Source organism: Alteromonas sp. MmMcT2-5, from assembly GCF_022348315.1.
Taxonomy (GTDB): domain Bacteria; phylum Pseudomonadota; class Gammaproteobacteria; order Enterobacterales; family Alteromonadaceae; genus Alteromonas; species Alteromonas macleodii.
Window position 1 is genome coordinate 1 of record NZ_JAKRFB010000031.1, and the last position, 25,574, is coordinate 25,574.

Annotated in this window: 21 protein-coding genes and 1 tRNA gene; 16 read left to right on the forward strand and 6 right to left on the reverse strand. The window is 45.1% G+C overall.

Annotated features, from left to right (window positions below; translation table 11 throughout):
• Positions 1–179: 179 nt before the first annotated feature.
• Both MHN09_RS13590 and rhlB read right to left on the reverse strand, forming a co-directional pair.
• Complete coding sequence (locus MHN09_RS13590; RefSeq protein WP_168463717.1) at positions 180–1,691, reverse strand: guanosine-5'-triphosphate,3'-diphosphate pyrophosphatase; 1,512 nt, start codon at positions 1,689–1,691, stop codon at positions 180–182.
• A 33-nt stretch (positions 1,692–1,724) separates the two neighbouring features.
• Positions 1,725–3,017, reverse strand: a complete 1,293-nt coding sequence (gene rhlB, locus MHN09_RS13595; protein WP_014975523.1) for an ATP-dependent RNA helicase RhlB — start codon at positions 3,015–3,017, stop codon at positions 1,725–1,727.
• A 100-nt stretch (positions 3,018–3,117) separates the two neighbouring features.
• On the opposite strand from rhlB, the gene trxA (MHN09_RS13600) reads away from it, so the two are divergent.
• The 4 genes from trxA (MHN09_RS13600) to MHN09_RS13615 all read left to right on the forward strand — a co-directional run bounded on the left by trxA (MHN09_RS13600) (position 3,118) and on the right by MHN09_RS13615 (position 9,348).
• Positions 3,118–3,444 (forward strand): thioredoxin TrxA, encoded by a 327-nt coding sequence (gene trxA, locus MHN09_RS13600; protein WP_012517074.1) that lies wholly within the window; start codon positions 3,118–3,120, stop codon positions 3,442–3,444.
• Positions 3,445–3,715: 271 nt separating this feature from the next.
• Positions 3,716–4,981: a transcription termination factor Rho gene (rho, locus tag MHN09_RS13605; protein ID WP_014948094.1), complete on the forward strand. Its 1,266-nt coding sequence runs from the start codon at positions 3,716–3,718 to the stop codon at positions 4,979–4,981.
• A gap of 229 nt (positions 4,982–5,210) precedes the next feature.
• Positions 5,211–6,509 carry an amidohydrolase gene (locus MHN09_RS13610; protein ID WP_239241076.1) on the forward strand — a complete coding sequence of 433 codons (1,299 nt, stop codon included), beginning with the start codon at positions 5,211–5,213 and terminating at the stop codon, positions 6,507–6,509.
• Between the two features lie 22 nt (positions 6,510–6,531).
• Positions 6,532–9,348 carry an ATP-binding protein gene (locus tag MHN09_RS13615; protein WP_239241078.1) on the forward strand — a complete coding sequence of 939 codons (2,817 nt, stop codon included), beginning with the start codon at positions 6,532–6,534 and terminating at the stop codon, positions 9,346–9,348.
• Here the strand turns inward: MHN09_RS13615 and nhaA are convergent.
• Complete coding sequence (gene nhaA / locus MHN09_RS13620) at positions 9,310–10,584, reverse strand: Na+/H+ antiporter NhaA (protein ID WP_014948097.1); 1,275 nt, start codon at positions 10,582–10,584, stop codon at positions 9,310–9,312. The genes MHN09_RS13615 and nhaA overlap by 39 nt on opposite strands.
• 278 nt (positions 10,585–10,862) lie before the next feature.
• Here nhaA and purE point away from each other — a divergent pair, with 278 nt between their 5' ends.
• The 6 genes from purE (at position 10,863) to MHN09_RS13650 (ending at position 15,274) form a co-directional block, all read left to right on the forward strand.
• On the forward strand, positions 10,863–11,357 hold the full coding sequence (gene purE / locus MHN09_RS13625) for a 5-(carboxyamino)imidazole ribonucleotide mutase (protein ID WP_014948098.1): 495 nt from the start codon (positions 10,863–10,865) through the stop codon (positions 11,355–11,357).
• On the forward strand, positions 11,354–12,490 hold the full coding sequence (locus tag MHN09_RS13630; protein ID WP_239241080.1) for a 5-(carboxyamino)imidazole ribonucleotide synthase: 1,137 nt from the start codon (positions 11,354–11,356) through the stop codon (positions 12,488–12,490). Before purE ends, MHN09_RS13630 begins: the two co-directional genes overlap by 4 nt.
• Positions 12,491–12,550: 60 nt before the next feature.
• A tRNA-Thr gene (locus MHN09_RS13635) sits at positions 12,551–12,626 on the forward strand.
• 66 nt (positions 12,627–12,692) lie between these two features.
• The gene (locus MHN09_RS13640) at positions 12,693–13,238 is read left to right on the forward strand and encodes a copper chaperone PCu(A)C (protein WP_239241082.1); all 546 of its coding nucleotides are present in this window, start codon (positions 12,693–12,695) and stop codon (positions 13,236–13,238) included.
• 186 nt (positions 13,239–13,424) lie between these two features.
• A complete protein-coding gene (locus MHN09_RS13645; protein WP_014948101.1) occupies positions 13,425–13,898 on the forward strand; it encodes a Dps family protein in 474 nt (157 codons plus the stop codon).
• Positions 13,899–14,092: 194 nt separating this feature from the next.
• Positions 14,093–15,274: a PQQ-dependent sugar dehydrogenase gene (locus tag MHN09_RS13650; protein WP_239241084.1), complete on the forward strand. Its 1,182-nt coding sequence runs from the start codon at positions 14,093–14,095 to the stop codon at positions 15,272–15,274.
• A 200-nt stretch (positions 15,275–15,474) separates the two neighbouring features.
• On the opposite strand, the gene MHN09_RS13655 is transcribed toward MHN09_RS13650, so the two are convergent.
• Positions 15,475–17,583 carry a S9 family peptidase gene (locus MHN09_RS13655; RefSeq protein ID WP_239241086.1) on the reverse strand — a complete coding sequence of 703 codons (2,109 nt, stop codon included), beginning with the start codon at positions 17,581–17,583 and terminating at the stop codon, positions 15,475–15,477.
• Between the two features lie 283 nt (positions 17,584–17,866).
• Positions 17,867–18,199, reverse strand: coding sequence for a DUF962 domain-containing protein (locus tag MHN09_RS13660; RefSeq protein ID WP_014948104.1), 333 nt, complete (start codon positions 18,197–18,199; stop codon positions 17,867–17,869).
• 287 nt (positions 18,200–18,486) lie between these two features.
• On the opposite strand from MHN09_RS13660, the gene trxA (MHN09_RS13665) reads away from it, so the two are divergent.
• Positions 18,487–19,356 (forward strand): thioredoxin, encoded by an 870-nt coding sequence (gene trxA / locus MHN09_RS13665; protein ID WP_239241088.1) that lies wholly within the window; start codon positions 18,487–18,489, stop codon positions 19,354–19,356.
• A gap of 153 nt (positions 19,357–19,509) precedes the next feature.
• Here the strand turns inward: trxA (MHN09_RS13665) and MHN09_RS13670 are convergent, their stop codons facing one another.
• Positions 19,510–19,938, reverse strand: coding sequence for a hypothetical protein (locus tag MHN09_RS13670; RefSeq protein WP_014948106.1), 429 nt, complete (start codon positions 19,936–19,938; stop codon positions 19,510–19,512).
• 264 nt (positions 19,939–20,202) lie between these two features.
• On the opposite strand from MHN09_RS13670, the gene MHN09_RS13675 reads away from it, so the two are divergent.
• From MHN09_RS13675 to MHN09_RS13695, 5 genes are all read left to right on the forward strand, one after another.
• Positions 20,203–21,381 (forward strand): aminotransferase class V-fold PLP-dependent enzyme, encoded by a 1,179-nt coding sequence (locus MHN09_RS13675; protein ID WP_239241090.1) that lies wholly within the window; start codon positions 20,203–20,205, stop codon positions 21,379–21,381.
• A gap of 56 nt (positions 21,382–21,437) precedes the next feature.
• Positions 21,438–21,620, forward strand: a complete 183-nt coding sequence (locus MHN09_RS13680; protein ID WP_014948108.1) for a DUF2065 domain-containing protein — start codon at positions 21,438–21,440, stop codon at positions 21,618–21,620.
• Positions 21,621–22,122: 502 nt separating this feature from the next.
• Complete coding sequence (locus tag MHN09_RS13685) at positions 22,123–23,421, forward strand: adenylosuccinate synthase (protein ID WP_239241092.1); 1,299 nt, start codon at positions 22,123–22,125, stop codon at positions 23,419–23,421.
• A gap of 316 nt (positions 23,422–23,737) precedes the next feature.
• Positions 23,738–25,144 (forward strand): aldehyde dehydrogenase family protein, encoded by a 1,407-nt coding sequence (locus tag MHN09_RS13690; RefSeq protein ID WP_014948110.1) that lies wholly within the window; start codon positions 23,738–23,740, stop codon positions 25,142–25,144.
• A gap of 11 nt (positions 25,145–25,155) precedes the next feature.
• Entirely contained in the window at positions 25,156–25,572 is a 417-nt protein-coding gene (locus tag MHN09_RS13695) for a VOC family protein (RefSeq protein ID WP_014948111.1), read from the forward strand.
• Positions 25,573–25,574 lie beyond the last annotated feature (2 nt).

The window sequence follows — 25,574 nt, forward strand, 5'->3', positions numbered from 1 at the left end:
GTCCATAAAAAAATCCGATATCAGTTACCTGATACCGGATTTTGAAGCCTTAAAAAGATCGGTCAACCGATCATTAAATTCTTAACTGATCGGCATTAGTGCAATGCACGGCTTTTTTTTCATGTTTTTTTCCGTTTATCGGTATACATATTTAACGCATTCTATCTGTTTGTAAGTGGTTACTTACAAACGAGTTCGCAGCCAGCTTTATGCTGAAGCCAGCATTCATTTGCTAGCTCTGCGTTGATCAAAGGATGCGATTTCAGCCAGCCTTCAGGAAAAGTAAGTGTCCACTTACTTTCTTCGCACTGCAAAGTTACTTCTGGTATATGTTTATTCTGACGACGCAGACATAACACCACTGCTATACGTAAAATTCGCAATAAGCCTTTTAGCATTGGACGGTAGTCTTCGTGGTACTTTTCAAATACGTCTGGCTTTATGTTTAATCTATGCTGAGCAACTAAATCGCGGATGGCGGCGCGCTGAAGGCGCGTGAAGCCAGGCAAATCAATGTGACTTAATATGTATTCACCATGCTCATGATGGCGCTTATATTCGATGTGAAGACCTATTTCATGAAGCTGTGCGGCTGCACCTAAAATGGTTTCGGTATCTAAATGACAAATGTTCTGTTGTGCACAAAGTTGATGGCATAAAGTAAGCGCTACGTGACTAACCGAGTTCGCGTGACTGGCATCTACATGATAACGATGTTTTGCCTGATTAAGGGTCTGCTGGCGACGATCATTCTCGGTAACGTTATCTAACATTCCGTAGATAAGTCCTTCTCGAAGCGCACCACCAGAAATATTCATGTGCTTGATATTTAGCGCTTCAAATAAGCTGATGAGGATCGCTAAACCAGACGGGAAAATAGCTTTTCTGTTATCTTCCAATCCGTCGATATCAAGGGTTTTAATGCTGCCGCATTCAATACATTGCTTTTCTAAATGATACAAATAGTCTAAGCGGATAGCATCACTAATGCCCTGTGCTACAAGAATCTCAGTAATGGCTTGCGGCGTGCCAGATGCACCTAAACAATTCTCCCAATCAAAACACAAAAACGCGCTAGACACATCGGCAATAAGCGCGTGTGCGGCTTGCTTGGCATTGTCGAAATTGTCTTCGGTGATAGTGCCGCCGGTGAAATAGCGTTCCATAAACGTTACGCAGCCCATATCCAAACTCTTAAGATGGATAGGCTGCATGTCGTTGCCGATAATGATTTCTGTGCTGGCACCGCCAATATCTATGACTAAGCTATTGCCTTGGTTGGCGGATGTGTAGGCTACGCCAAGATAAATTTGTCGCGCTTCTTCTTCACCGCTAATCACTTCAAGTTTGTGATTGAGAATCTCTTCTGCCTTGCGAATGAATACATGCGCATTGGTTGCCAGTCGCAATGTAGCGGTCGCTACAATTTTAATATTAGAAGGGGGGATATCCTGCAGGCGTTCCGAGAATACTTGCAGGCATTGCCAGCCGCGTTCCATGCTTACGTCATCAAGTGCTAGGTCATCATCTAAACCTGCTGCTAGGCGCACTTTCTGTTTAATTTTCCCTATTATTTGCACACTGCCGTTAACAACGTGAACAATCACCATGTGAAAGCTGTTAGAGCCTAAATCTACGGCGGCGTAATACTCGCCGTAGGTTTGTGCGTCGTGCTGGAGTTCTGCCTGCATAAAACCTCGATTCTTATTGAGTACCTTTACGCCTCACTGTTGCGCTCTGTTGTTTCGGTTTTGAGGCTTTCCACGGCCTCTTCCGTTTCCACGACGTGAAGAATTGCGGTTGTTCGGCGTACGTCTTCTACGTGGTTTTGGAGGCGTTACATCATCAAGTAGAGCGCTGCGGTCGTAATCGGTAACCGGTATTGCCTTTTGAATGTATTGCTCAATAGCAGGTAAGTTTAGTGCGTATTTTTCGCACGCGAAACTAATTGCAACACCACTTTGTCCTGCACGGCCAGTACGACCAATACGGTGTACATAGTCTTCGGCGTCGTCAGGTAAGTCGTAGTTAAATACGTGCGTTACCGCGTCAATGTGAAGACCGCGCGCTGCAACGTCGGTTGCGACTAAAATATCAAGATTGCCTTTGGTGAAATCTTCTAAGATCCCAAGGCGTTTCTTCTGTGGTACATCGCCGCTAAGTAAGCCCACACGATGGCCATCCGCGGTAAGCCAGTCGGTAACTTTCTCACAGCTATTTTTAGTGTTGGCAAAAACAATTGCCTTTTCTGGCCATTCTTCTTCAAGCAGCGTAAGAAGAAGCAGCATCTTGTCGTCATCAGACGGATAAAATAGCTCTTGAGAAACGCGAGTTGCAGTTGTTTGTTCTGGCGCTACCTGTACGTGGGTAGGGTTGTTCATGTGCTCGTAAGCAAGCTCTTGCACGCGGTAGCTAAGTGTAGCTGAAAATAGCATGCTCAAACGTTCACTTGCCGGTGGCATGCGGCGGAATAAAAAGCGGATATCCTTTATAAAGCCTAAATCGAACATGCGGTCGGCTTCATCAAGTACGGCAACCTGAATATTCTTCAGTGTGAACACATTCTGTTTGTAGTAATCCAGTATGCGTCCTGTCGTACCAATTATAATATCTACCCCTTCTTCCAAAGTTTCACGTTGACTTTGGTAACCTTCGCCCCCATAAATCAAACCAAGCGACAATCCAGTATGCTCACTAAGCAGTTTGGCGTCGTTATAAATTTGAACGGCGAGCTCTCTGGTCGGCGCCATGATAATTGCGCGAGGGCCATTTGATTTGCTGTTATCTGCATTTTCTGCTTTGCTTAGCAAATAGTGAAATGTAGCTACCAAAAAGGCAATGGTTTTACCGGTGCCGGTTTGAGCCTGACCTGCAATGTCGTGACCTTCCAATAAAGGAGGCAGTGCAAGTGCTTGAATTGGTGTACAATGTGAAAAATTAGCTGCCGCCAAGGCGTCAACAACCTTGCCGTTAATCGGCAGGTCAGAAAAGTGAGTATCAGTTAAGTGAGTAGGCATAGCTTATAGCTTATCAGTGCTTGCATTAAAAAACAGTTTCTATATAACACTTATGGTCAGGCTGAGACAAATCAGCGACAGACCAATAATGGAGAAAAGAATGAGCGACAAAATTATCCAGTTATCTGACGATAAATTCGAAGCAGATGTTATCAATGCTGAAGGTCCTGTACTGGTTGACTTCTGGGCCGAATGGTGTGGCCCGTGTAAAATGATCGCACCAATCTTGGAAGAAGTTGCGACCGAGTTTGATGGCAAGTTAACAGTTGGCAAGTTGAATGTCGATGAAAATAACGAAACTCCACCTAAATATGGTATTCGTGGTATTCCTACATTGCTACTTTTCAAAAACGGTAACGTTGCCGCAACTAAAGTAGGCGCGCTATCTAAAGCTCAATTAACAGAGTTTCTTAACGAAAACCTTTAATTGATTTCAAATTGAAAACCGGTGCTAACGAAGCACCGGTTTTTATTCACGCCACAGGGACTAACGTTTCATTCTAGAAGAGCAAGCCACAAATTATTTAACATTTCGGCGGTAAAACGCTGGACGTTGATTAAATATAGTGCTAACTTTTCTTCAGCGCTCATCCGAGCAGCGTTCTGCTTACGCCCACATCAGGGTGATATCAAATCTAAACTAGAACAGAGTGACTTTAAGTCCTGTAAGCGAAGTTCAAGCACAAAGACCCACCAGTATGAATTTAACTGAATTAAAGAACAAACCAATAAGCGAGTTGGTTAACCTGGCCGAGGAGATGGGCCTGGAAAACATGGCGCGCGCCAGAAAACAAGACATCATTTTCTCAATCCTAAAGACACACGCAAAAAGCGGTGAAGACATCTTTGGTGATGGGGTACTAGAAATTTTACAGGACGGTTTCGGCTTCTTACGCTCAGCTGACTCTTCGTATCTTGCAGGACCAGACGATATTTATGTATCGCCAAGCCAAATTCGACGCTTTAACTTGCGTACCGGTGATACGATTGCCGGGAAAATTCGTCCACCGAAAGACAGTGAACGATACTTCGCCCTGCTAAAAATCCGCGAAGTTAACTTCGACAAGCCTGAAAATTCACGTAATAAAATCCTTTTTGAAAACCTTACACCACTTCATGCAGCAGATCGCTTGCGCATGGAACGTGGTAATGGCTCAACAGAAGACATTACGGCTCGTGTACTAGATTTGGCGTCGCCAATCGGTAAAGGCCAGCGTGGTCTTATCGTAGCGCCACCTAAGGCCGGTAAAACGCTTCTTCTTCAGAATATTGCTCAGTCAATTGCTGCTAACCACCCAGATTGTGAGTTAATGGTATTACTTATTGATGAGCGTCCGGAAGAAGTAACCGAGATGCATCGTCTTGTTCAAGGTGAAGTCGTTGCTTCAACCTTCGATGAGCCAGCAAGTCGTCACGTACAAGTTGCTGAAATGGTTATCGAGAAAGCCAAGCGTCTTGTTGAACACAAAAAAGACGTGGTTATCCTGCTTGACTCGATTACTCGTCTTGCTCGCGCTTACAACACGGTTATCCCATCATCAGGTAAAGTACTTACCGGTGGTGTTGATGCGAATGCTCTTCACAAGCCTAAGCGCTTCTTTGGTGCCGCCCGTAATGTTGAAGAAGGCGGAAGCTTAACGATTATCGCAACAGCGCTTATCGATACCGGCTCTAAAATGGACGAAGTTATCTACGAAGAGTTTAAAGGTACAGGTAACATGGAATTACACCTTAATCGCAAAATCGCGGAAAAACGTGTGTTCCCGGCTATCGACTTCAACCGCTCTGGTACCCGTCGTGAAGAACTGCTTACAGCGCAAGATGAACTACAGAAAATGTGGATCCTTCGCAAAATCGTTCACGAAATGTCAGAAATTGACGCAATGGACTTCCTTATCAGTAAGTTGTCGATGACCAAGACAAACGATGAGTTCTTTGACGCAATGCGTAGACAAAAGAGTTAATAGAAACTTAGTAATAAGTTGATATTTAAAGAAAAGGCGCCACTCGGCGCCTTTTTTATTCCCTGCATCGATAAAGCACTTTTCTTATACTTCCGTCTAATACCCTCAGTCTTGTGAATGGGGTATTTTCGTCTGCTTATTGATTTTTAACAGCAATCGTTAGTTCAGTGGTGTGTTCTCCCGTGAGATGATTTACTCTGTCTAAAAAACACCAAAGGAAATAATAGTTATGTACCAGAAATTGCTGTCACTTGCATTTGCAGGGTTGGCCTCTGTGTCAGCTGCTAATGCCGCTCAGATCAATGTTGATGAATTAGCGAATAAAGTCGAGCCTGATGTAATTAAATGGCGTCATCACTTTCATGAATTTCCTGAATTATCGAATCGCGAGTTTAAAACCGCTGGATATGTTGCTGACTACCTTGAAAGCCTAGGTTTAGAAGTGCAGACCGGTGTGGCAAAAACGGGTGTGGTAGCTATTTTAGACTCGGGCAAGCCAGGTCCTGTGGTTGCATTACGTGCAGACATGGACGGACTTCCTGTAAAAGAGCAAAACGATTTGGCCTACCGCTCAAAGCAGATGGGCGAATACAACGGAAAAGAAGTGCCGGTTATGCACGCATGTGGTCACGATACTCACATGGCAATGCTCATGGGCGCGGCAAAAATTCTTACCGAAATTAAAGGCGACCTGAAAGGTAAAGTGAAGTTTATCTTTCAGCCAGCAGAAGAGGGCGCACCCGCTGGAGAAAAAGGCGGTGCGGAAGTTATGGTTGCTGAAGGTGTACTTAAGAACCCTGATGTAGACGCTATTTTTGGCCTGCATATCAATGCTAACACCGATGTGGGTAAAGTGCGTTATAACGCGGGTGGCACCATGGCCGCGGTAGACCCATTTAAAATTGTTATTCACGGTAAGCAAGCCCACGGCGCTTATCCTTGGAAGAGTGTTGATCCAGTGGTTACCGCTGCGCAAATGATCATGTCAATTCAGACTATAGTAAGTCGTGAGTTGAAATTGATTGACGATGCAGCGGTGGTGTCTATTGGCTCTATTCACGGCGGTAACCGTTCAAACATCATTCCAAATGAAGTAGAAATGGTTGGCACAATTCGTACACTCAATGAAGCCGCTCGCGATCACATTTACGAGTCGCTTCCGCGCAAAGTAAAGGCTATTGCTGAAAGTATGGGCGCAGAAGCTGAACTTACGCTACCGCTAGATTACTATTACCCCATTACGTACAACGACCCAGAGCTTACAAAAGCCATGCTGCCTACTATGCAGCGTACCGCAGGCGTTGAAAACACGCTGCTTTCTAAGCCGGTCACGGGTGCGGAAGACTTTTCATTTTTCCAAGAGCAAATTCCAGGTTTATATGTTTGGGTAGGCGGTAAGCCATTAGACGTCTCTGAAGAAGATAGCCCTGCTCATCACACACCGGAATTTTATGTTGATGATGAAGGCATGAAATTAGGCGTTAAGCTTCTAACGAACTTTACCCTAGATTACATGGCTCAACACTAAATCTATTCGCCGGAGACATGCGTTGAAAATTGGCAGTATTTCATTTTCTTTTTCATGGTCTCTGGCCCTTCAAGCACTACTTGTATGTGTGTTAGGTGCGGGTCTTAATGCTCTCAACCCACCCTTTGATAGTACAGGGATAGCTACATTTGGTATAGGTGCGGCAGTCTACGCTTCACTTCGGTTTTCTCCTTTTATTTCCATTCCTATTGCACTTGTTGTCAGCCTTCCCTTATGGCTTAACGACGGGAGCATAGTTGGAAAGGAAAGCCTTACTCTACTGCCCATCGTGCTTAGCTTTTTTGGCTATAACAAGTCGCTTAAACAGGTGATAAAAGTAGGCGCAGGCTTTTGGTCTATTGTCTTTCTGCCCATTCTTGTTTTAGAGCATTCTCTTTATGATGGCGATAACGCAAATATGCTGTTTTCGGGTGTGCTGGTCACCTGGGTAAGCGGTGTATTTGGTCTTGTAACCGGACACTTTTCGTATTTGGCAGTCCACGGGCTTAAGCGACAAACATCAAGTAAGTCCGAGCGGGTTACGCTGCATTTTCTTTTTGGGTACTTCTTTTCCGGTTGCTTCTTCGTTGCTTCCATGGCAGTAATTTATTTGTCGGTAAGTCTGTTTCAAAAACAGCAAGAAAGACAAATTCACAGTTACATGTCGCAGCGGGTGAATGTGCTGGAGTTCCAACTTTCGAATTTTATTCAGCAACACCAAAGTGCCATTATTAGTGCAGCGCAAGTGTTGTCTAGCGAGGTATCAAACAGCGATTTCGATAATGCAGCGGTGACAAATTTGCGGGTGTTGGCATCGCACAATCCAGAATTTTTGACCTTCCTCATTGCAGATGACAATGGCGATCTTACCCACGCTTACCCGCCTAGCCTGTTGGATAAGGCAAGACAAAGCGGCTTGTCAAATGTGGCTTACAGGCCGTATTTCTTTGAAGTCATGCAGACAGGTAAACCATTCCTTTCAAATGTATTTCAAGGCCGAGGTTTTGGTAACGATCCAATTGTAGCCTTGTCAGCCCCTATTACAGATGCAGATGGCACTCCAAAAGGTATTGTAGAGGGCTCTTTATCGTTAAAGAGCTTTTCTGCTATTGATAACTTAAGCTTGGGTGGTTTTTTGATGCTCATTGAGGATCAAAAAGGCGAAGTTATCTATGCATCTAAAGGCCTGAAGATGAAGCCACTCACTAAAGCACCTTTTTATATTTGTGAACCTGATTGTGCTGTTGAGGTGGAGAACGGGCCTCAGGGGAAAACATGGTTGAGGTTAGCGAAAGATATGCCTTTTGCTAGCTGGAAAGTTAGCTATTACTTCGACAAACGACTGCTAATGGCATCAATGAGTAATTATTTGCTAAAAGACTTGCTGCTGCTATTGGCATTATCTGCATTTGGAACATTCACCGGGTACGTAGTTGCAAAAATGGTCGGCGCGCCTATTCGTCGCCTTGTTCGCTATATTTCCGAATTCGACCCCACACAAAAAGAAGGTGTTAAAGCACCACAAAGGGCACTGCACATTCAAGAGCTCTCGTCGCTAAGCGATGAGTTCGTGAGTTTAGAAGCCCGATTGCTCGATGCATTTGAAGAGCTAAAGGTTGCAAGAGAAGTAGAGCAAAGCCTGAATGTCGAGCTAGGGGAATTGAATCAGTCTTTGGAAAAGCGCATAGAAGAGAAAACCGAGCACCTTGCGTTAGCGCTTAAAGAAGCGGAAGCCGCGAATGTGGCGAAAACGCAGTTTCTCGCCAACATGAGTCACGAGATTAGAACGCCAATGAATGGCATTATTGGCTCATGTGAATTGATGCTCGAGAACGAGTTGCCGGAAAATGTTTCGGCTAGAGCCAAAACAATTTCACGCTCTGCTAGCAATTTACTTATCATCCTGGACAGTATCTTAGATTGGTCGAAGATTGAATCGGGTAAAATGCTTACCGATATTCAAAGCTGTGCCATTCGCGAGTTACTTGAAGCTTCTTGTGACCTCTACCGTCACGCTGCGCAAGTAAAAGGGTACGATATTGCTTTGTATATTAATCAGGGCGTACCTAACGCACTGAACATTGATGCAGGGAAGGTGAGTCAAATCATCAATAACTTACTTAGTAACGCGATTAAGTTCACCAGTGATGGTGTCGTGACGGTTAACGTCAGCTATGCCCACCAAGGACTTAAAATTTCGGTTACCGATACGGGAATAGGCATTGCTCCCAACAAACTACGCCTTATTTTTGATAAGTTTGAGCAAGCCGATCCGTCCACCACTCGAAATTTTGGTGGCACAGGATTAGGTTTGGCCATTTCTAAAGGTTTGGTTGAGCTTCTTGGTGGTGAGCTTTATGTTGAAAGTGAACTGGGTAAAGGAACAAGCTTTACCTTCCACATTCCTGCCACAGTAAGTGAAGAAAAAGAGCATGCAGAAAATGAGGTGATCCCGTCATTACCTGATGGATTACGGGTTTTATTGGCTGAAGACAACGACATTAATGCTGAAATCGTCATGGACATGCTCAAATCGTCCAACATCAAATGTATTAGAAAGAAAAACGGGCAAGATGCTGTTAAGGCCGAGAAGAGGCACAATTTCGACGTAATTTTAATGGATTGCCAAATGCCGATCATGGATGGTCATACAGCATCGAAACTTATTCGAAGTGAAGGCAGGAATAAGGACGCGGTCAGGATCATCGCCTTAACCGCCAATGCGTTTATCGAAGACAAAAATGCCTGCTTAGAAGCAGGCATGAATGCGCATTTAAGTAAGCCTATTCGCAAGCAGGTTCTATTTGACTGTATTGCCCGTGAACTTGCTCGCGTTTGAGGCTACATCAGTGTTATCGCTCGGCGCTTCGCTAACGAATCGCAGTACAATATACCCTAAGCACGCCGAGACGAGAGAGCCGGTTAAAATGCCCACACGCTCGTCAAAAATTTGATTGATACCTGTCTGTGCAAAGGCCAGTCCCCCAATGAATAAGCTCATTGTAAAGCCAACGCCGCAAAGTAGCGCACAGCCATAGATATGCTTGAAGTTAAGATCCTCTGGTAACTTAGCCAGCTTTAACTTCACCATTAAGTAGCAAAAACCGAATACGCCAATTTGTTTACCCACAACCAAGCCAAGAAAGATCCCAAAGGTAACAGGATGGAAAATACCCTCCGGACTGATGTTACCAAAACTTATGCCGGCGTTAGCGAAGGCGAATAAAGGTAGGATCGCGAAACTCACCGAGCCATTCAAACCGTGCTCTAGTCGCGTTACCGGAGAATAAGATTCGTCTTTCTCATCCCGCATAGGAATAAAGCCAGCAAGTACGACACCTGCCAGTGTGGCGTGAACGCCTGACTTCAACATGGCTACCCACAGAATGATTCCCACAAAAACATAAGGCGGAATATCTACCACATTGCGTTTATTCATTTGCCACAACAGCAATAAACAACCTGCAGCAATATACAGCGCACCCGCGGTAATGTGCTCGGTGTAAAACAGGGCAATAATTACGATAGCACCGATATCGTCAATAATAGCCAGGGTGACTAAGAAAACTTTCAGGCTCGTAGGTACTCGACTACCTAGTAGCGCCAAAATACCTAACGCAAACGCGATGTCAGTAGCGGCGGGAATTGCCCACCCTGCAATGGCTACGGGGTTGTCCCAGTTAATGCCTACATATATCAAGGCGGGTAGTGCCATACCACCTACAGCACCCGCTGCGGGTAAAATAATATCTTTGGGATTGGCCAATTCACCTTCGCAGATTTCCCGCTTCAGTTCCAGACCCACGTGAAAAAAGAACACCGCCATTAACCCGTCGTTAATCCACAGCAATAATGGCTTATCGATAGCCCATGTACCGGCTGATATTTGTACCGGCATACTGATTAAATGATCGTAAAGCGTATCTAGGGGAGAATTAGCAATAATGAGCGCAAGAATCGTTGCACCCATTAACAATATGCCGGGAGCGGCTTCGCGATTTAAGAAGTCAGAGACCACGTCTTGTACTTCTTCTATCACCTCATCAAGTACGTCGGGTTCGTGTTTATCTGTCATCAATAACCTCTAACGCCCGTTCATGGTCAACGTCGCAAAATGTGGAAATAAAAGCGTTCGTTTATCCGTGTAGTCAGGCAACTTTTCTACATAAATTAATTATAGTTAATACGACTGACAGCGAAGAGATAGATCACCCTTATAAGAGAGTAGCCTCAACAACCCTTAAGCGAGTGGCGCTATAATTGACGCCATTTACGGTGGGATTTTGAACGGTTTTACGCTACAATCGCGGCCTTTCCAAGGTTGTCCACTTTACCTACCCCGAGGATCTCTAGATGGCAAAAGTCGCGATTGTAATGGGTTCAACTTCAGACTGGCCTACTATGCAGCAGGCCGCAAAAATGCTGAAGTCGTTTGGTGTTGAATTTGAAGCGAAGGTGGTGTCGGCGCACCGTACACCCAACTTGCTAGTAGAGTTTGCAGAAAGCGCTGCAGATGAAGGTTTTAGCGCAATCATTGCTGGCGCAGGCGGCGCAGCTCACTTACCGGGTATGATTGCTGCACACACGCATTTACCTGTGTTTGGCTGCCCGGTTAAATCAAAGGCGCTCAACGGATTAGACTCACTGCTTTCTATCGTTCAAATGCCGAAAGGTGTTGCGGTAGGTACACTGGCAATAGGTGAGGCTGGTGCAGCAAATGCGGGTCTTCTCGCGGCACAAGTTGTTGCGCTGCAAGACGAAAGCGTACGCAATGCCGTTATCGCTTTTAGAAAATCGCAAACTGATACGGTACTTGCTTCAAGCAATACGTTGGAGCTAGATGAATGAGAGTAGTCGTTTACGGCGCAGGCCAACTTGCTCAAATGATGTACCTGGCGGGAAGCCCGTTAGGTATTGACGTTCAAGCTGTGGACGTAAACAACGATACCGTTGTACATCCAGTTAGCAAAACCCCTCTTGAAATCTCACTTGCTCAAGCACTAGAAGGTGCAGATGCTCTTACCGTAGAATTTGAGCATGTACCTGAAAGGCTTCTTGAAGACGCGGCGAAAACAAACAAGTTGATGCCGAATATCGACAGCATTCTTGTTGGCGCCGATCGCGTACGTGAGAAAAAGCTGCTTGAAAGTATGCAGGTGGCAAATTGTGAGCACCAAATAGTTACCGACCTTGCCCAGTTAGACGATTGCGTAAAGCAGTTGGGTAGCAAACTCATTCTTAAGGCTAGCCGCGATGGCTATGACGGATATGGTCAATGGCGTTTAAGTGATGAGGCTGACTTACCTGAACTAAAAAATGCACTTCAGGGATTAGATTTGCAGACTGTGCCTTTAGTGGTTGAAAGAATGGTGGCTTTCGACAGAGAGTTGTCATTAATCGGTGTACGCAATGCTAATGGCGACGTACGCACCTATCCACTTGCTGAAAATTTGCATCACCAAGGTCAACTTCACGTGTCGGTTGCACCAGCGACTAACGTTGATGATGCACTTCAGGCCCAGGCTCACGATATTTTTGTGAAACTTGCTGAGGGTATGAACTACGTCGGTGTGCTGGCTGTGGAACTATTCCAAGTAGGCGACAAGCTACTTGTAAACGAACTTGCTCCTCGTGTACATAACTCTGGGCACTGGAGCCAGTCGGGCGCTGTAACCAGTCAGTTTGAAAATCACTTACGTGCAGTCTGTGGATTGCCTCTTGGTGACACGTCAGCCATTGGCCCAAGCGCTATGGTCAACATTATTGGTTGCAGCAGCTTCTCGCGCGATTTGCTAAGCATCGATGGTAGTCATCTTCACTGGTACGGAAAATCTGTTCGTGAAAAGCGCAAGATGGGACACATCAATGTTACCACGAATAGTTATGAAAGCTTGGGTGAAAAGCTCATGGCATTGAGCAAATATTTACCACTTGAGTACTTCCCAAAATTAGTTGGTGAAGCAACGCGATTAAAAGGTTGACACCCACGCGTTTATCGCTAGAATACGCATCCGCTGTCTAGGCAGCGGTTTTTAAAGTGTGCCGACTTAGCTCAGTTGGTAGAGCAACTGACTTGTAATCAGTAGGTCGCCAGTTCGATTCCGGCAGTCGGCACCATTTTTCTTTTTTCCTATGCCAATCTTACGTACACTTGCTTACGAGTATTCATTCGGAGCAGACTGTATGTCATTTTTTTCCAAATCACTTAAACCGTTAGTTATCGTAACTGGCTTATTTTCTTTAAGCATGTCTGCGACTATTTACGCGCATGGCAATGACCATGATAACCATCACATGCCAAAAGAGCAGCACAAGCACGCCAGTAAGCAATCAGAAGTAATGGTAATGAATGGTTATGCCAGAGCGACCTTTGCTTTGGCAAAAACCGGTGCAGTGTACTTTACTTTGCATAATCATAGTGACAGCGATAAAACCCTGACGTCTGTTTCAGTATCAAGCGATGTAGCAAGTGAAGCGCAAATCCACACAACGGTGATGGAGGAAGACGTGATGAAAATGCGTGAGCTAACTGACGGCGTTATAATAAAAGCGGGCGAAATGGTCTCTTTTGAATCAGGCGGCCGTCATATCATGTTGATGGGGCTGACCAAAGGATTAGAAGAGGGCAGCGAAGTAGCACTAACCCTCACATTTAGCGATGGGAGTGAACTACCGGTTTTGCTACCTGTTAAAAAAGAAGCGGGCGAAAGCCACCATCACCACCATTAATAGAGTGGCTGAGGCAGAATGTATAAAGTCATCGATTAATGCGATGAATGCAATCAACTAAACCGTTAATCTAAATCAAAATTTCTGTAGTACTATTAACTTATATTATTTAAACCAAGATTTTTCAGCGCCGATGAATGGACTGAAGGTAAATCTAAAAAGGGTTTTAACGTTAAGGAGTGTGACATGAGCAAGATTGATATTGGTATTTCTGAGAGCGATCGTAACGCAGTAGCAGAAGGTCTTAAAAAGCTATTGGCCGACTCTTACACTTTGTACCTTCAAACGCATAATTTTCACTGGAACGTAGAAGGTCCGCAGTTCCGTGAATTGCACCTAATGTTCGAAGAGCATTACACAGAGCTTGCCGAAGCGGTAGACGAAATTGCAGAGCGTATTCGTACTCTAGGTGTAGCTGCACCGGGCACATATAAGTCTTTCGCTGAGCTTAGTTCAATTGAAGAAGTGGAAGGTGTACCTGAAGCGACGGAAATGGTGAGATTGTTAACTCACGGTCATGAGCAAGTTGTGAAAACCTGCCGTGAATCGTTAAAGCTAGCGCAAGACGCAGACGATGAGTCATCTGCAGCGTTAATTGGCGATCGTATGCGCGTTCATGAAAAAACTGCGTGGATGCTTCGTGCAACATTACCGAAGTAAATCGCTACATAAGTGCGGTGACAGTGATTTAACATAGGCTTAATCGGCCAGTCACCTTTATCGCATAAGCAAGTAAAATTATCACAAAGGGTACAGCAGCGCTGTGCCCTTTTTTGTATACTGCCTTCCACTAAGAATAATAGAAGAAGCCTGTGTGAACGCGCACACGGCTTTTTAAAATGAGGCTCCTAGCGATGAAACCATCAACTATTTTAGCTGTACCATTCAAACCTGTGAGCGCGCTAGCGCAGTCACTTACTTGTGTATTGGCGCTTACGATCAGCCAATCCGCTTTAGCTCACGGAGATCATAAACATGGCGAAGCGCATGAAATCACCGACAGCGATATTACCGTAACCACGCTCGCTGAAGGGCTTGTTCATCCTTGGGGAATGGCATTTTTGCCAAATGGCGATCTGCTAGTTACGGAACGTGAAGGTGGCATTCAGCGTTTATCAAAAGACGGTAAGTTGTCAGGACGTCTAGGTAATGTGCCTAAGGTGGTTGCGCAAAACCAAGGTGGTATGTTGGACATCGCTATCGACCCGGATTTTGCCAGCAACAACACTATCTACTTCTGTTACAGCAAAGCGAGTGAGGTTGAGGGCAAGCTGGGCAGCAGTAGCAGTGTTGCAAAGGCTAAGCTTACCGACTCAGGCCTTGAAAATGTTGACGTTATCTTTAGTGCCGACTCAGTTGTCGATAACGGCTTTCACTTTGGCTGTCGTTTAGCGTTCGATGCTAAAAACCACTTGTACATCACCATGGGCGACCGCTACAAGTACATGAAAGAAGCGCAGAACACCGATAACCACTTCGGTAAAATTGTACGCATAAACCGTGACGGCAGCGCAGTAGAAGATAACCCATTCACAGACGGCAAAGCCCCTGAAATATTCAGCTATGGTCACCGCAACGTGCAAGGCGTTACTATTCATCCTGAAACTGGTGCGGTATGGGCGATGGAGCATGGCCCGAAAGGTGGTGATGAAATCAATATCCTTGAACGCGGTGCAAACTACGGTTGGCCTGTGATTACCTATGGCGTTGACTATAGTGGCGACATTATCAGCGACAAAACCCATATGGATGGCATGAAGCAGCCTTGGGTGTATTGGGACCCATCAATTGCGCCAAGCGGCCTAACGTTCTACCAAGGTGAAATGTTCAAAGAATGGAACGGGGATGTACTGGTGGGGTCGTTGAAGTTTACTCACCTTCGTCGCATAAAAGTAGAAGATGGAAAGCCCGCAGAGCAGTTTGAATATGTTCGTGACAATCACGCCCGTATTCGCGACGTTGAAGTTGGCCCAGAAGGTGCCATTTACTTACTGACCGATGCACCGAACGGCAAAGTATTAAAGCTAACCAAATAGCATAGTACCAGTCCGCATAGATAAGTGCTCACTCAGAAGGCGCTGGCAAGCTTCATAGCGAAGCGTGGGAATGCAGGAATGGCTGTTCCCTTTCAAATTCTGGTATAAGACGCAGAATGAGAAAAGGCGCCACTTCATTGTTATTGTAAAATGAAGTAAGCGCCTTTTTTATTTATAAGGACATCGGGTCTCGTATTGACTTATTCGCCGTCGTTATTCTTCTTGTAGCGTTCAAACCACGCCACAATATTTCCTACTTTCTGTATCAAGCGAGAAGGGCGGCTTGCAATGCCGTGTGAAGCCCCTGGAATTCGTACCATTGCAGCATCGACACCTTGTAACTTCAACGCTTGATAATACTGCTCTGTCTCGCTAATTGGCGTACGGTGATCGGCTTCACCGGTTAGCAGCATAGTGGGTGTTACTACGTTGCCCACTAAGCTCAAAGGGCTACGCTGCCATAACTTATCCGCGATATTCCATGGCATATCTGCCATCCAGTAGTTGCTAAAGTACGGGTACGCGTCGGCAGTCAATGAAAAGCTCATCCAGTTAATAACCGGCTTCGCCACAACAGCTGCACTAAAGCGGTCAGTTTTACCAATGGACCATGCGGTAAGGGTTCCGCCGCCTGAGCCGCCAGTAATAAACAGATTCTCTGAATCTATATAGCCTTGCTTAACAACCGCGTCTACCACATCCATTAGGTCGTTATAATCTTCTGATGGGTAGTTATGGTGGATCAAATTACCAAAGTCTTCACCGTAAGAGCTACTGCCCCTTGGGTTGGACCATACAACCACATAACCTTGCGCGGCCATTAGCTGAATTTCCATGGCAAAGTGAGGGCCGTAGGCTGCATGTGGGCCGCCATGAATTTCTAAAATTAGCGGGTATTTTTTGCTGCTATCAAATCCTGGTGGCAAAGCAATCCATGCGTCGATAGGTAGCTCGTCCACACTTGATACTACGGAAAGGTCTTGTACTTCTGCCAGCGTTTTATGACCAAGTGCATCGCTGTTTAAATCGGTAAGTTGTGTATCGTCTTTGCCTTTTTTATAAAGCGCCAGGTCGCCAGGCACAGAGCGGCTTGCCGTGGTGTAAACAATATCGCCTTTATCACTAACTGCGAAGTCGCCCGACGTGTAAGGGCGTCCAAACGCTTGTCCACCTATGCTAACGTCGATAGGTTTCACATCGCCTTTCAGGTTCACTGCAGCAAGTTTCGTTTCGCCGTGATCAAGGTAAGAAAAGATTAATCCTCGGCTGTCTTTGCGCCACTCAAATTTGCCTAAGCTTCTATCTAGTGACGTAGTTAAGCGGCTGATGTCACCACTTTCAAGCTCAAGTACCACAAGGTCGCCATTCTGATAAGAAAGCTTTCTGTCGTTGAGCTGAGTAAATGCAAGGTATTTTCCGTCGGGACTCAAGGTTGGTCTACCTTCAGGCCCTTCGATATCGGTAACTTGTTCAACTGCCGCTGTATTCACATTCACTTTATAGATGTCGCTAAACAAAGGGTGCAGCGCGTAGTCTTCTCGTTGTGGTGTGGCGAAATAAATCCAGTCATTCTCTTTAGAGAAAGAAAGGGTGCCGCCGCTAGGGAATTTTCCAGTTGTTAACTGACGCGGCGTACCGCCTTCAACAGGCAGAACAAATATCTGGTCAAAGCCTTCACGCAAGTAGCCTCTTCCGTCACCTCTATACTGCACCGCATCAATATAGGTGCCTTGGTCAGCCCACTTTGCTCCTTTAGGCTTGCTCGGCATGCCGGTAAACAATGGCTTTTGCTTTTCTTCGGTAAACTGGGTGAAGGCTAAGGTTTTGCTGTCATGAGACCAGGTTAACTGACGAGGTGCTTCGCTGGTGTTGGTCAAGCGCACAGACTGCATGGTATCTAAGTAATAGAGATGGATTTGTGCGCGGCCGTTGACCGATTTTGTATATGCCACCATTTTACCGTTGGGCGATAAGGTAGCCTGTGACAAGTTTTCATCTACACCAATAAACGGGCGATGCTCACCGGATTTAATATTTACTTGCCAAAGTCGGCTTTGTCTTCCGTCAGTCATGACATCCATGCTCTGACGAGAATAAATTACCGTATCCTTATTAAGAAACTGTGGGTTGGCCACAAATTCTAAGTTAAAGGTGTCATCGTATGTCAGCGCATTTAAGCTAGTCGAATCAGAGGCAGATTCCTGCAATGCATTGGCCTGACTTATACCTAAAACCAATAGTGATAATGCAGTCGAGGTAACACATAAGCCTTTTCGTACTGGTCGAAAGGCGAAACGAGACGCAAACATAGTTGTTCCTTTTGTTATTGTTTTTTGCGCTGAGCGCGATAGGTAGAATGTTCGCTGTCGTGTGCTTAGCGTAAATCCTAACGCAAATGTAGCAACCTGCGAACGTTGTCTCTAACCATATCGCTTTCGTTTCTTTTATGTAAAGCGCGTGCGGTGAAGAGGCTTGATTGTCCGTTAAAATTACATATCCAACATTAAGCGCAACGTTTAACAACGCAGGGCGCTAGCAATGGCAGTTGTCATTATTAATAGAGGGCTGGCCGTCCTTTAAGTCATTTGAGCTTTATTCGCCTTTAAGGCTAATTTTGCCCACAAGAATATCTTTAAACATGACCCAGTCGCCCATTAGGCTGTAAAGCGGGTGTTTAAATGTCGCAGGGCGATTTTTCTCAAAGAAGAAATGACCTACCCAAGCGAAACCGTAACCTACTAGCGGAATAAACCACAGTAGCGACCAGCTAGCCATAAATACTGCTAGTGCTATAACGCCGAGAACCAGCCACGAGCCGATAAAATGAAGCGTGCGGCATGTACTATCTCTATGTTCATTTAAATAAAACGGGTAAAACTCTTTGAATGAAGCAAAATGCGTGTCAGCGCTTGTTTGTGTAGACATAAAACCCTCTCGGCCATAAGCATGTATTTTATAGAAGTAGAGTGACTTAGTAGCAGTATTTTACACTACGTTAACATTCTATTCTGAAATAGATTGTCGTGAATACGACAAAAAGAGAATGAGTTTTTGCAAACATGCGTGCTCACTGGCGCAGATCAACAAAGTGGCGAATTAAGAAGCGCTTCCTAGTGCAAGGCGCGGTGACCAAAGATAGCCTACCTTAACCTTGTAATTTCAGGCCGTCTGCCCCATATTCCTCTCAATACAAGAAATTAAAGGCCTGCGTTATGGAAAATCTCGTTGCGAATAGCCAAGCAACCATCGTAGATATTACGGTAGAAAACTTTCAACAAATCATCATTGAAGCGTCGCAAGATAAGCTGGTGCTAATTGATTTTTGGGCAGATTGGTGCGAGCCCTGTAAAGACCTTATGCCTATTTTGGAAAAGCTGGCGGGTGAATACAGCCAGCACTTGATCCTTGCTAAAGTAGACTGCGAAGCCCAGCAAGAAGTCGCTGCACAGTTTGGTATTAGAAGTCTACCAACGGTGATGGTGGTGCAAAATGGTCAGCCTGTTGACGGCTTTGCGGGTGTGCAACCTGAGCAGCAAATTCGCGAAATGCTCGCTAAATATTTGCCTAATCCTGAAGACGATCTACTTGCCACTGCTGGCAAAGCGATTCAGCAAGGTGATTATGCAGAGGCACTGCCCGCAGCTAAAGAAGCCCTAGCGCTTAACCCAGATAACGTAAACGCTAAATATATGCTTATTGATTGCTATATCGAGACCGGATCTATCGATACAGCCAAAGCGTTATTGGAAGAAATTAGGTTGGTTGATCAAGACTCTCGCTATAAGAGCTTAGCGGGAAAAATTGAATTGGCAGAACAAGCCGCCGACACTCCTGAAATTCGTCAGCTTCAAGCAGCGGTAGAAGCGAACCCAGACGACTTGCAGCTTAAAGTTGATTTAGCGGTACAGTTGCAGCAAGCGAACAAAGCACAAGATGCACTAGAGCTTCTTTATAGTGTGTTAAAGAAAGAACTTGGGTTTGGCGACGCCAGAAAGCTAATGATGGATATGGTGAATGCGCTTGCCGACGGCGACCCGTTGAAGTCGGAATACCGCCGAAAAGTTTACAGCTTATTGTACTAACAACGTCAGCATTTTAGCGGCTGTCGTAGGGGACAATGAGTCGAGTCTGACTTTGATAAATTGACTGTACGAGGTTCGTGCTGGTGCTTGCAGGTGAACGAGAACACATGCTGACGAGTGTCACCGTGTGTATTTCTACTTCGATTGCTGTATTTATTTAGGCGAGAGAATAGGGGAGAACCCCTCTTTGTGCAGCCAATTAAGTGCTTCGAAATACTTTTGAAAATAATCGCGCTCGTAGTTAGCTGATTCAGCGTCACGGTGCTTAGATGGGTGGGTTCGTTCTAATTGGGCCCGCCTAACCATTCCGGTATCCAGCACGTAAGCTGAGCGTGTGAGCCCTCGCGAAATGTTCACCTTTATTGCTTCTGCTAAACGGGTTTGGCATTCAGGCGTAGAAAGCACCCAGCGGCGTCCGTCCATTAGGGCAGCCCAAGGCTTATTGTCGAACTTAGCGATAAGTTCATGCATTTCTTCTATAAAAAACTCTGTCGTTTTCAGGTTCCACGCCCCGGTTGCAAACACCTCAAGTACGTTACCTGAGACATCCAATGAATAATTTCCGTATTTAGGAAAACGCATAAAATACCTTTAATGTTTGTCTGCGTGGAACAGACGGAGCTTGCTAACTCGGCTAACAAAAACATCTTGCCTCTATAGGGTATAGCAGAGTTCTAAAAATTTGCTGTAGTTGTGTTTATATAAGAAATATCACTAAGCACGTCGATTTGGGCAAAACAATTTACACTTAATTTGTAAATAAATGTTTTGTTGCAGGCGCAGATTCATGCGAAAAAGGTAGAAATTTGATAGGGTTTACGCAGTTTTTATATTGGGTAATAGAGCATGGCATATCAGCATTTTTATACGGGTTTTCTTAATGCGAACAAAGGTAAACAGCACTATGCATGTCACAGCCACTACTTTTGGCCCGACTGCACGCGTGATGCAATGCTCAACTACTGGGATGACAGCGCTAAGTATGTTGACGAAAAATGGGGATATTTCTTCCAAACTTTGGTGCCAGAGCTACAGCAGCGCATTAGCAACATACTGAACACTGGAGCACCACAGCAAATCGTTTTTGCGCCCAATACCCATGAGTTGCTTTATCGCGTAATGAGCTGCATCGATAGTACTGCGCCTTATAAAGTAGTGTCGACAGACAGCGAGTTTCACAGTTTTCAGCGCCAAGCGAGTAGGATGCAAGAGCAGGGTGCGATAGAACTTATTACCGTCCCTACTAAACCCTACGATACGTTTGCGTCGCGCTTTAAGGCCGCCATTGCCGAACACGATCCCGAGCTGGTTTTCTTTAGTCAGGTGTTTTTTAATTCCGGATACGTGGTGAACGATGTCACAGATATCGTAAATAGCGTAACTAACGACAATACCCTTATTGTGGTTGATGGCTATCACGGGTTTATGGCAAAGCCTACCGATATAGCGAACATTGCCCACCGAGCCTTTTATCTTGCCGGTAGTTACAAATATGCTCAGGCAGGAGAGGGCGCATGTTTTGCGCACGTACCCGTGGGCTGTGAGCTAAGACCCGCATATACAGGCTGGTTTGCAGAGTTTGGCGAGCTAGATAAGCCTCGCAAGGTTGGCGGCAAAGACAGCGTTCAATATAACCTAGATGGAATGCGTTTTGCCGGTGCGACCATGGATTTTACCGCGCTCTACAGATTAAGAGCCGTGCTTCGTATGTTCGACGACAATGGCATTGATGTAGCCACAGTTAACGAATATATAATGGGTATGCAGCGCACATTTCTAGAGAAACTTGCTACCTGCAACCATCCCTTGCTAAACGAAAAACATCTAGCAGTAAGTGATGAAGCAAACCGAGGGCATTTCCTTACCTTTGAATTAGATAGTGCCGATGAAACAAAAGCCCTCGCTTCAGCGCTTAAAGAGCACCATATCCTTACCGATTTTAGAGGAAACCGCTTACGGTTTGGTTTTGGTCTGTACCACACCCCTGAGTACATTGATTTAACCGCACTGAATCAGAAAGCGTAAGTCGTTGCTTTAAACATACGTAAATATTAACGTCACACTTATTTAAGGATAGTTTTATGGAGTGGCTACTACCCGCTTTAGCGTTGGTACTTATTATAGAAGGAATAGGGCCGCTTCTTTTTCCTAATAAATGGCGCAATTATTTACTTCAGATAAGCCAACAGCCCAGCAATCAACTGCGTCAAATTGGCGGAACCCTTGTGATAATAGGCGCACTACTGCTGTTTTATTTCAGTTGAGTTAGCGCCCAGATCTAGGCATTAAGAGACGTGAAACGGTGTGAAAACGGACCTCATCAAACACTCTCACACGCTTTACCATAATACAAAGTACGAAAAGGAGCGCGACTTTACCGTTGACTGAAAAGTGTGCTCTTAAACCTGTATTCAACATTCAGAGGTATATTTTCAGCCCTTTGAATACCTCATTAGCTTTTAAGCATCCAATGCCCGCGAATAATAGCAAAACGTTATATAAATGGGCGTAGTGCAGACTGCGATAGACCGTCTGTTCAGCTTTTTTACCAGGTAATGTTTAGAAAGCTTTAAAAATTAGCGTCTTAGAATGTTTGTGCTGAAAATTAGAAGCCAAGCCTTATTTCAAAAAGGCTCGAGCGGCAGTGGGTCATCTTTGTGATTTCAAAAATAAAAATAAAATAGTCGTATTTTTGTTCGAAAAAGAGATGATCCTTGCGCTAGAATTTTGTAGAATCCCCGCCTAATTTTCTTACACATATGATTCATGGCAAAGAACGTTGTGGTACTCGGCACTCAATGGGGTGACGAGGGTAAAGGCAAGGTCGTAGACCTACTCACTGATCGCGCAAAATATGTTGTTCGTTACCAAGGCGGACACAATGCAGGTCACACTCTAGTAATCGACGGTGAAAAAACCGTACTTCACTTAATCCCATCAGGCATCCTACGCGATAATGTTACCTGTATTATTGGTAACGGTGTTGTGCTAAGCCCTGACGCACTAATGAAAGAAATGACTATGCTTGAAGAGCGTGGCGTTCCAGTGCGCGAGCGATTAAAGATTAGTGAAGCTTGTCCGCTTATTCTTCCTTATCACATTGCACTAGACGTAGCGCGCGAAAAAGCCCGCGGCGCAAAAGCAATTGGTACAACGGGTCGTGGTATCGGTCCAGCGTATGAAGATAAAGTAGCCCGTCGTGGATTACGCGTTGGCGACTTGTTTAATGCAGAAGACTTCGCAGCAAAGCTGAAAGAAGTGCTAGACGTGCATAACTTCACGCTTACTCAGTACTATGGCGAAGAAGCAGTAGACTTTGATGGAACCTTAAAAGGTGCAATGGAAGTTGCTGACATTCTTAAAGCAATGGTTGTTGATGTAACTGACGAACTAGACAAAGCACACAATGCTGGCTTGCCTATTATGTTTGAAGGTGCACAAGGTACACTTCTAGACATCGATCACGGTACTTATCCTTATGTTACGTCTTCAAACACTACCGTTGGTGGTGTAGCAACGGGTGCTGGCTTTGGCCCACTTAAGCTAGATTACGTACTGGGTATTGTTAAAGCATACACTACGCGTGTAGGCTCAGGTCCTTTCCCTACTGAACTAGAATGTGAAGTAGGCCAACACTTAGGTGTTAAAGGTCACGAGTTTGGCGCAACCACCGGTCGTAAGCGCCGTACAGGTTGGTTCGATGCAGTTGCAATGAAACGCGCAGTACAAATCAACTCTATTACAGGTTTCTGCTTAACTAAGCTTGACGTACTAGACGGTCTTGAAAGCCTTCAAATTTGTGTAGGCTACAAAGATGCAGACGGTAACGTGAAAGACGTTCCACCTATGGCGGCTGACGGTTACGAAAAAGTGACACCAGTTTATGAAGAAATGCCGGGTTGGACAGACAACACTTTTGGTGTAACTGAGTTTGAAGCGCTTCCACAAGCTGCGAAAAACTACATTAAGCGCCTTGAAGAGCTAACAGGTGTGCCGGTTGATATTGTTTCAACAGGCCCTGACAGAAACGAAACTATCGTTTTACGCAGTCCATACGACGCGTAATAGTTTCACATTAAATATGCTTAAAAGCCCAGTGTTCACTGGGCTTTTTTGTTTGTAATTTTTCGACCTTTTACTTTTATATAATCTTGTTATTGCTTCAACGTTAACTGTTTATACTTCTTAAGTGTAACGTCAGCCACTTGCACCTAAAATACGAGCTCATTAAACATTAATTAACAATTTAGTTGCGTTGTCTTCGAACATCCCTATTAATATAAGATAGTATCAGTTAATTATTGCGCTGCTTTGCCCGACAACAATCCTAAGATGAGCCATAGAATTGTTGCAGTGGGTGTTATGCAATCGGAGCCTTCTTATGCCAAATAGACCTTCTCTTCACGCAGTGGAAACTGGCGTGTGTTTCGTTGACGTTGTTCACAAGCTTAACGACAGTTTCGATACAGGGAAAACCCAGTCCTTGGAGTGGCGTAAAAGCCAGTTAAAGGCATTAGAAACTTTACTGAAAGACAACCAGCACGACATTTTGCAAGCCCTTAAAAATGACCTGGGCAAATGTAAGACCGAAGCCATGGTAGCGGAACAAGGGTTTCTGCTTTCTGATATCAAGCATACGCTTAAGCATTTGGATAAATGGGCAAAGCCACGCAAAGTATCAACGCCTATGGTGGCATGGCCAGGTAAGAGCTTTCGCAAGCCTGAGCCGCTTGGCACTGTGCTTATTATCGGAGCGTGGAATTATCCGCTTCAGTTATTGCTTGCCCCTTATATCGCCGCTATTGCAGCGGGCAACTGTGCGGTATTGAAACCCTCTGAATTGGCTGAAGAAACCTCGTCGCTGGTAGCTAAGCTTATCCCCCAATATATGGATAATTCATGCGTTGCCGTAATAGAAGGCGGTAAAGATGAAGCGACGGCGCTACTTGCCTGCAAATGGGACCATATTTTTTACACCGGTGGTGAAGTGGTGGGCAAAATTGTCATGAGCGCCGCGGCCAAACATTTAACGCCAGTAACCCTTGAGCTTGGCGGTAAAAGTCCCTGTTTTGTTGATAAAAACACAAACCTTGCTGTCACCGCGCGCCGTTTAGTGTGGGGTAAATGGATGAATGCGGGCCAAACTTGTATTGCGCCTGACTATGTCATTGTTGAAAAGGGCTTTGAGCAAAAGCTTATTGATGCGGTTAAAAAAGAGCTGAAAAAGCAATACGGCAAAGCACCTTTATCGTCACGAGATTACGGCAATATCGTTAATCATCGTCACTTAAAGCGTCTTGAAAGTTACCTTGAAAACGTCAATGTGGTGTATGGCGGCGAGCTAGATGAATCTCGTCCAGCAATGGCGCCTACCCTTGTACTGGAGCCATCGCTAGATAGCCCGCTAATGAAAGAAGAGATCTTCGGCCCTATTCTACCTATTATCACTGTCGACAACATGGAGGCGGGCATTAAGTTTGTGAACAGCAGGCCTAAGCCACTCGCACTTTATGCATTTAGTGATAAGGATGATGTGCTTGATAATATTATCAGCAAAACCAGTTCAGGCAGTGTGTGTACTAACGACACTATGCTGTTTATGACTAACCCTGAGTTACCGTTTGGTGGCGTAGGAAATAGCGGCATGGGTAGCTATCATGGCCAAGCAGGTTTTGATACATTCAGCCATATTAAAACGGTAATGAAACGTTCTTTTGCGCTCGACGTGTTCTTCCGTTATGCGCCGTTTTCTAAGTTTAAGCTGTCGTTGCTTAAGAAGTTTTTATAACAGGAGTTTCCATGGTTCAACCTTTTCATCTTGCCATTCCGGTCACTAATTTAACCGACGCAGAAGCGTTTTACGGTGAGTTGTTGGGTTGTGAAAAGGGCCGCAGTGATACCCAGTGGATAGATTGGAACTTCTTTGGCCATCAATTAGTGACCCATTGTGTAGAGGCTATGCCGTCGCCACCTTCACATAACGGGGTAGACGATCATGCTGTGCCGGTGCCACACTTTGGCGTTGTGCTCACCATGGACGATTGGCAAGCACTGGCAAGTAAATTAGAGGCTGCCGATACCGAGTTTGTTATCGCACCTTATATTCGTTTTAAAGGAAAGCCGGGCGAACAAGCCACCATGTTTTTCAAAGACCCTTTCGGCAACGCGTTAGAGTTCAAAGCGTTCGCCGATATTTCTCAGCTTTTCGCTTCATAATA

What these genes read in the sequence shown, in the direction of transcription:
- MHN09_RS13590 (WP_168463717.1), bottom strand. Translation starts at nt 1,691, where the DNA reads ATGCAGGCAGAACTCCAGCACGACGCACAAACCTACGGCGAGTATTAC.
- rhlB (WP_014975523.1), bottom strand. Translation starts at nt 3,017, where the DNA reads ATGCCTACTCACTTAACTGATACTCACTTTTCTGACCTGCCGATTAAC.
- trxA (WP_012517074.1), top strand. Translation starts at nt 3,118, where the DNA reads ATGAGCGACAAAATTATCCAGTTATCTGACGATAAATTCGAAGCAGAT.
- rho (WP_014948094.1), top strand. Translation starts at nt 3,716, where the DNA reads ATGAATTTAACTGAATTAAAGAACAAACCAATAAGCGAGTTGGTTAAC.
- MHN09_RS13610 (WP_239241076.1), top strand. Translation starts at nt 5,211, where the DNA reads ATGTACCAGAAATTGCTGTCACTTGCATTTGCAGGGTTGGCCTCTGTG.
- nhaA (WP_014948097.1), bottom strand. Translation starts at nt 10,584, where the DNA reads ATGACAGATAAACACGAACCCGACGTACTTGATGAGGTGATAGAAGAA.
- purE (WP_014948098.1), top strand. Translation starts at nt 10,863, where the DNA reads ATGGCAAAAGTCGCGATTGTAATGGGTTCAACTTCAGACTGGCCTACT.
- MHN09_RS13630 (WP_239241080.1), top strand. Translation starts at nt 11,354, where the DNA reads ATGAGAGTAGTCGTTTACGGCGCAGGCCAACTTGCTCAAATGATGTAC.
- MHN09_RS13640 (WP_239241082.1), top strand. Translation starts at nt 12,693, where the DNA reads ATGTCATTTTTTTCCAAATCACTTAAACCGTTAGTTATCGTAACTGGC.
- MHN09_RS13645 (WP_014948101.1), top strand. Translation starts at nt 13,425, where the DNA reads ATGAGCAAGATTGATATTGGTATTTCTGAGAGCGATCGTAACGCAGTA.
- MHN09_RS13650 (WP_239241084.1), top strand. Translation starts at nt 14,093, where the DNA reads ATGAAACCATCAACTATTTTAGCTGTACCATTCAAACCTGTGAGCGCG.
- MHN09_RS13655 (WP_239241086.1), bottom strand. Translation starts at nt 17,583, where the DNA reads ATGTTTGCGTCTCGTTTCGCCTTTCGACCAGTACGAAAAGGCTTATGT.
- MHN09_RS13660 (WP_014948104.1), bottom strand. Translation starts at nt 18,199, where the DNA reads ATGTCTACACAAACAAGCGCTGACACGCATTTTGCTTCATTCAAAGAG.
- trxA (WP_239241088.1), top strand. Translation starts at nt 18,487, where the DNA reads ATGGAAAATCTCGTTGCGAATAGCCAAGCAACCATCGTAGATATTACG.
- MHN09_RS13670 (WP_014948106.1), bottom strand. Translation starts at nt 19,938, where the DNA reads ATGCGTTTTCCTAAATACGGAAATTATTCATTGGATGTCTCAGGTAAC.
- MHN09_RS13675 (WP_239241090.1), top strand. Translation starts at nt 20,203, where the DNA reads ATGGCATATCAGCATTTTTATACGGGTTTTCTTAATGCGAACAAAGGT.
- MHN09_RS13680 (WP_014948108.1), top strand. Translation starts at nt 21,438, where the DNA reads ATGGAGTGGCTACTACCCGCTTTAGCGTTGGTACTTATTATAGAAGGA.
- MHN09_RS13685 (WP_239241092.1), top strand. Translation starts at nt 22,123, where the DNA reads ATGGCAAAGAACGTTGTGGTACTCGGCACTCAATGGGGTGACGAGGGT.
- MHN09_RS13690 (WP_014948110.1), top strand. Translation starts at nt 23,738, where the DNA reads ATGCCAAATAGACCTTCTCTTCACGCAGTGGAAACTGGCGTGTGTTTC.
- MHN09_RS13695 (WP_014948111.1), top strand. Translation starts at nt 25,156, where the DNA reads ATGGTTCAACCTTTTCATCTTGCCATTCCGGTCACTAATTTAACCGAC.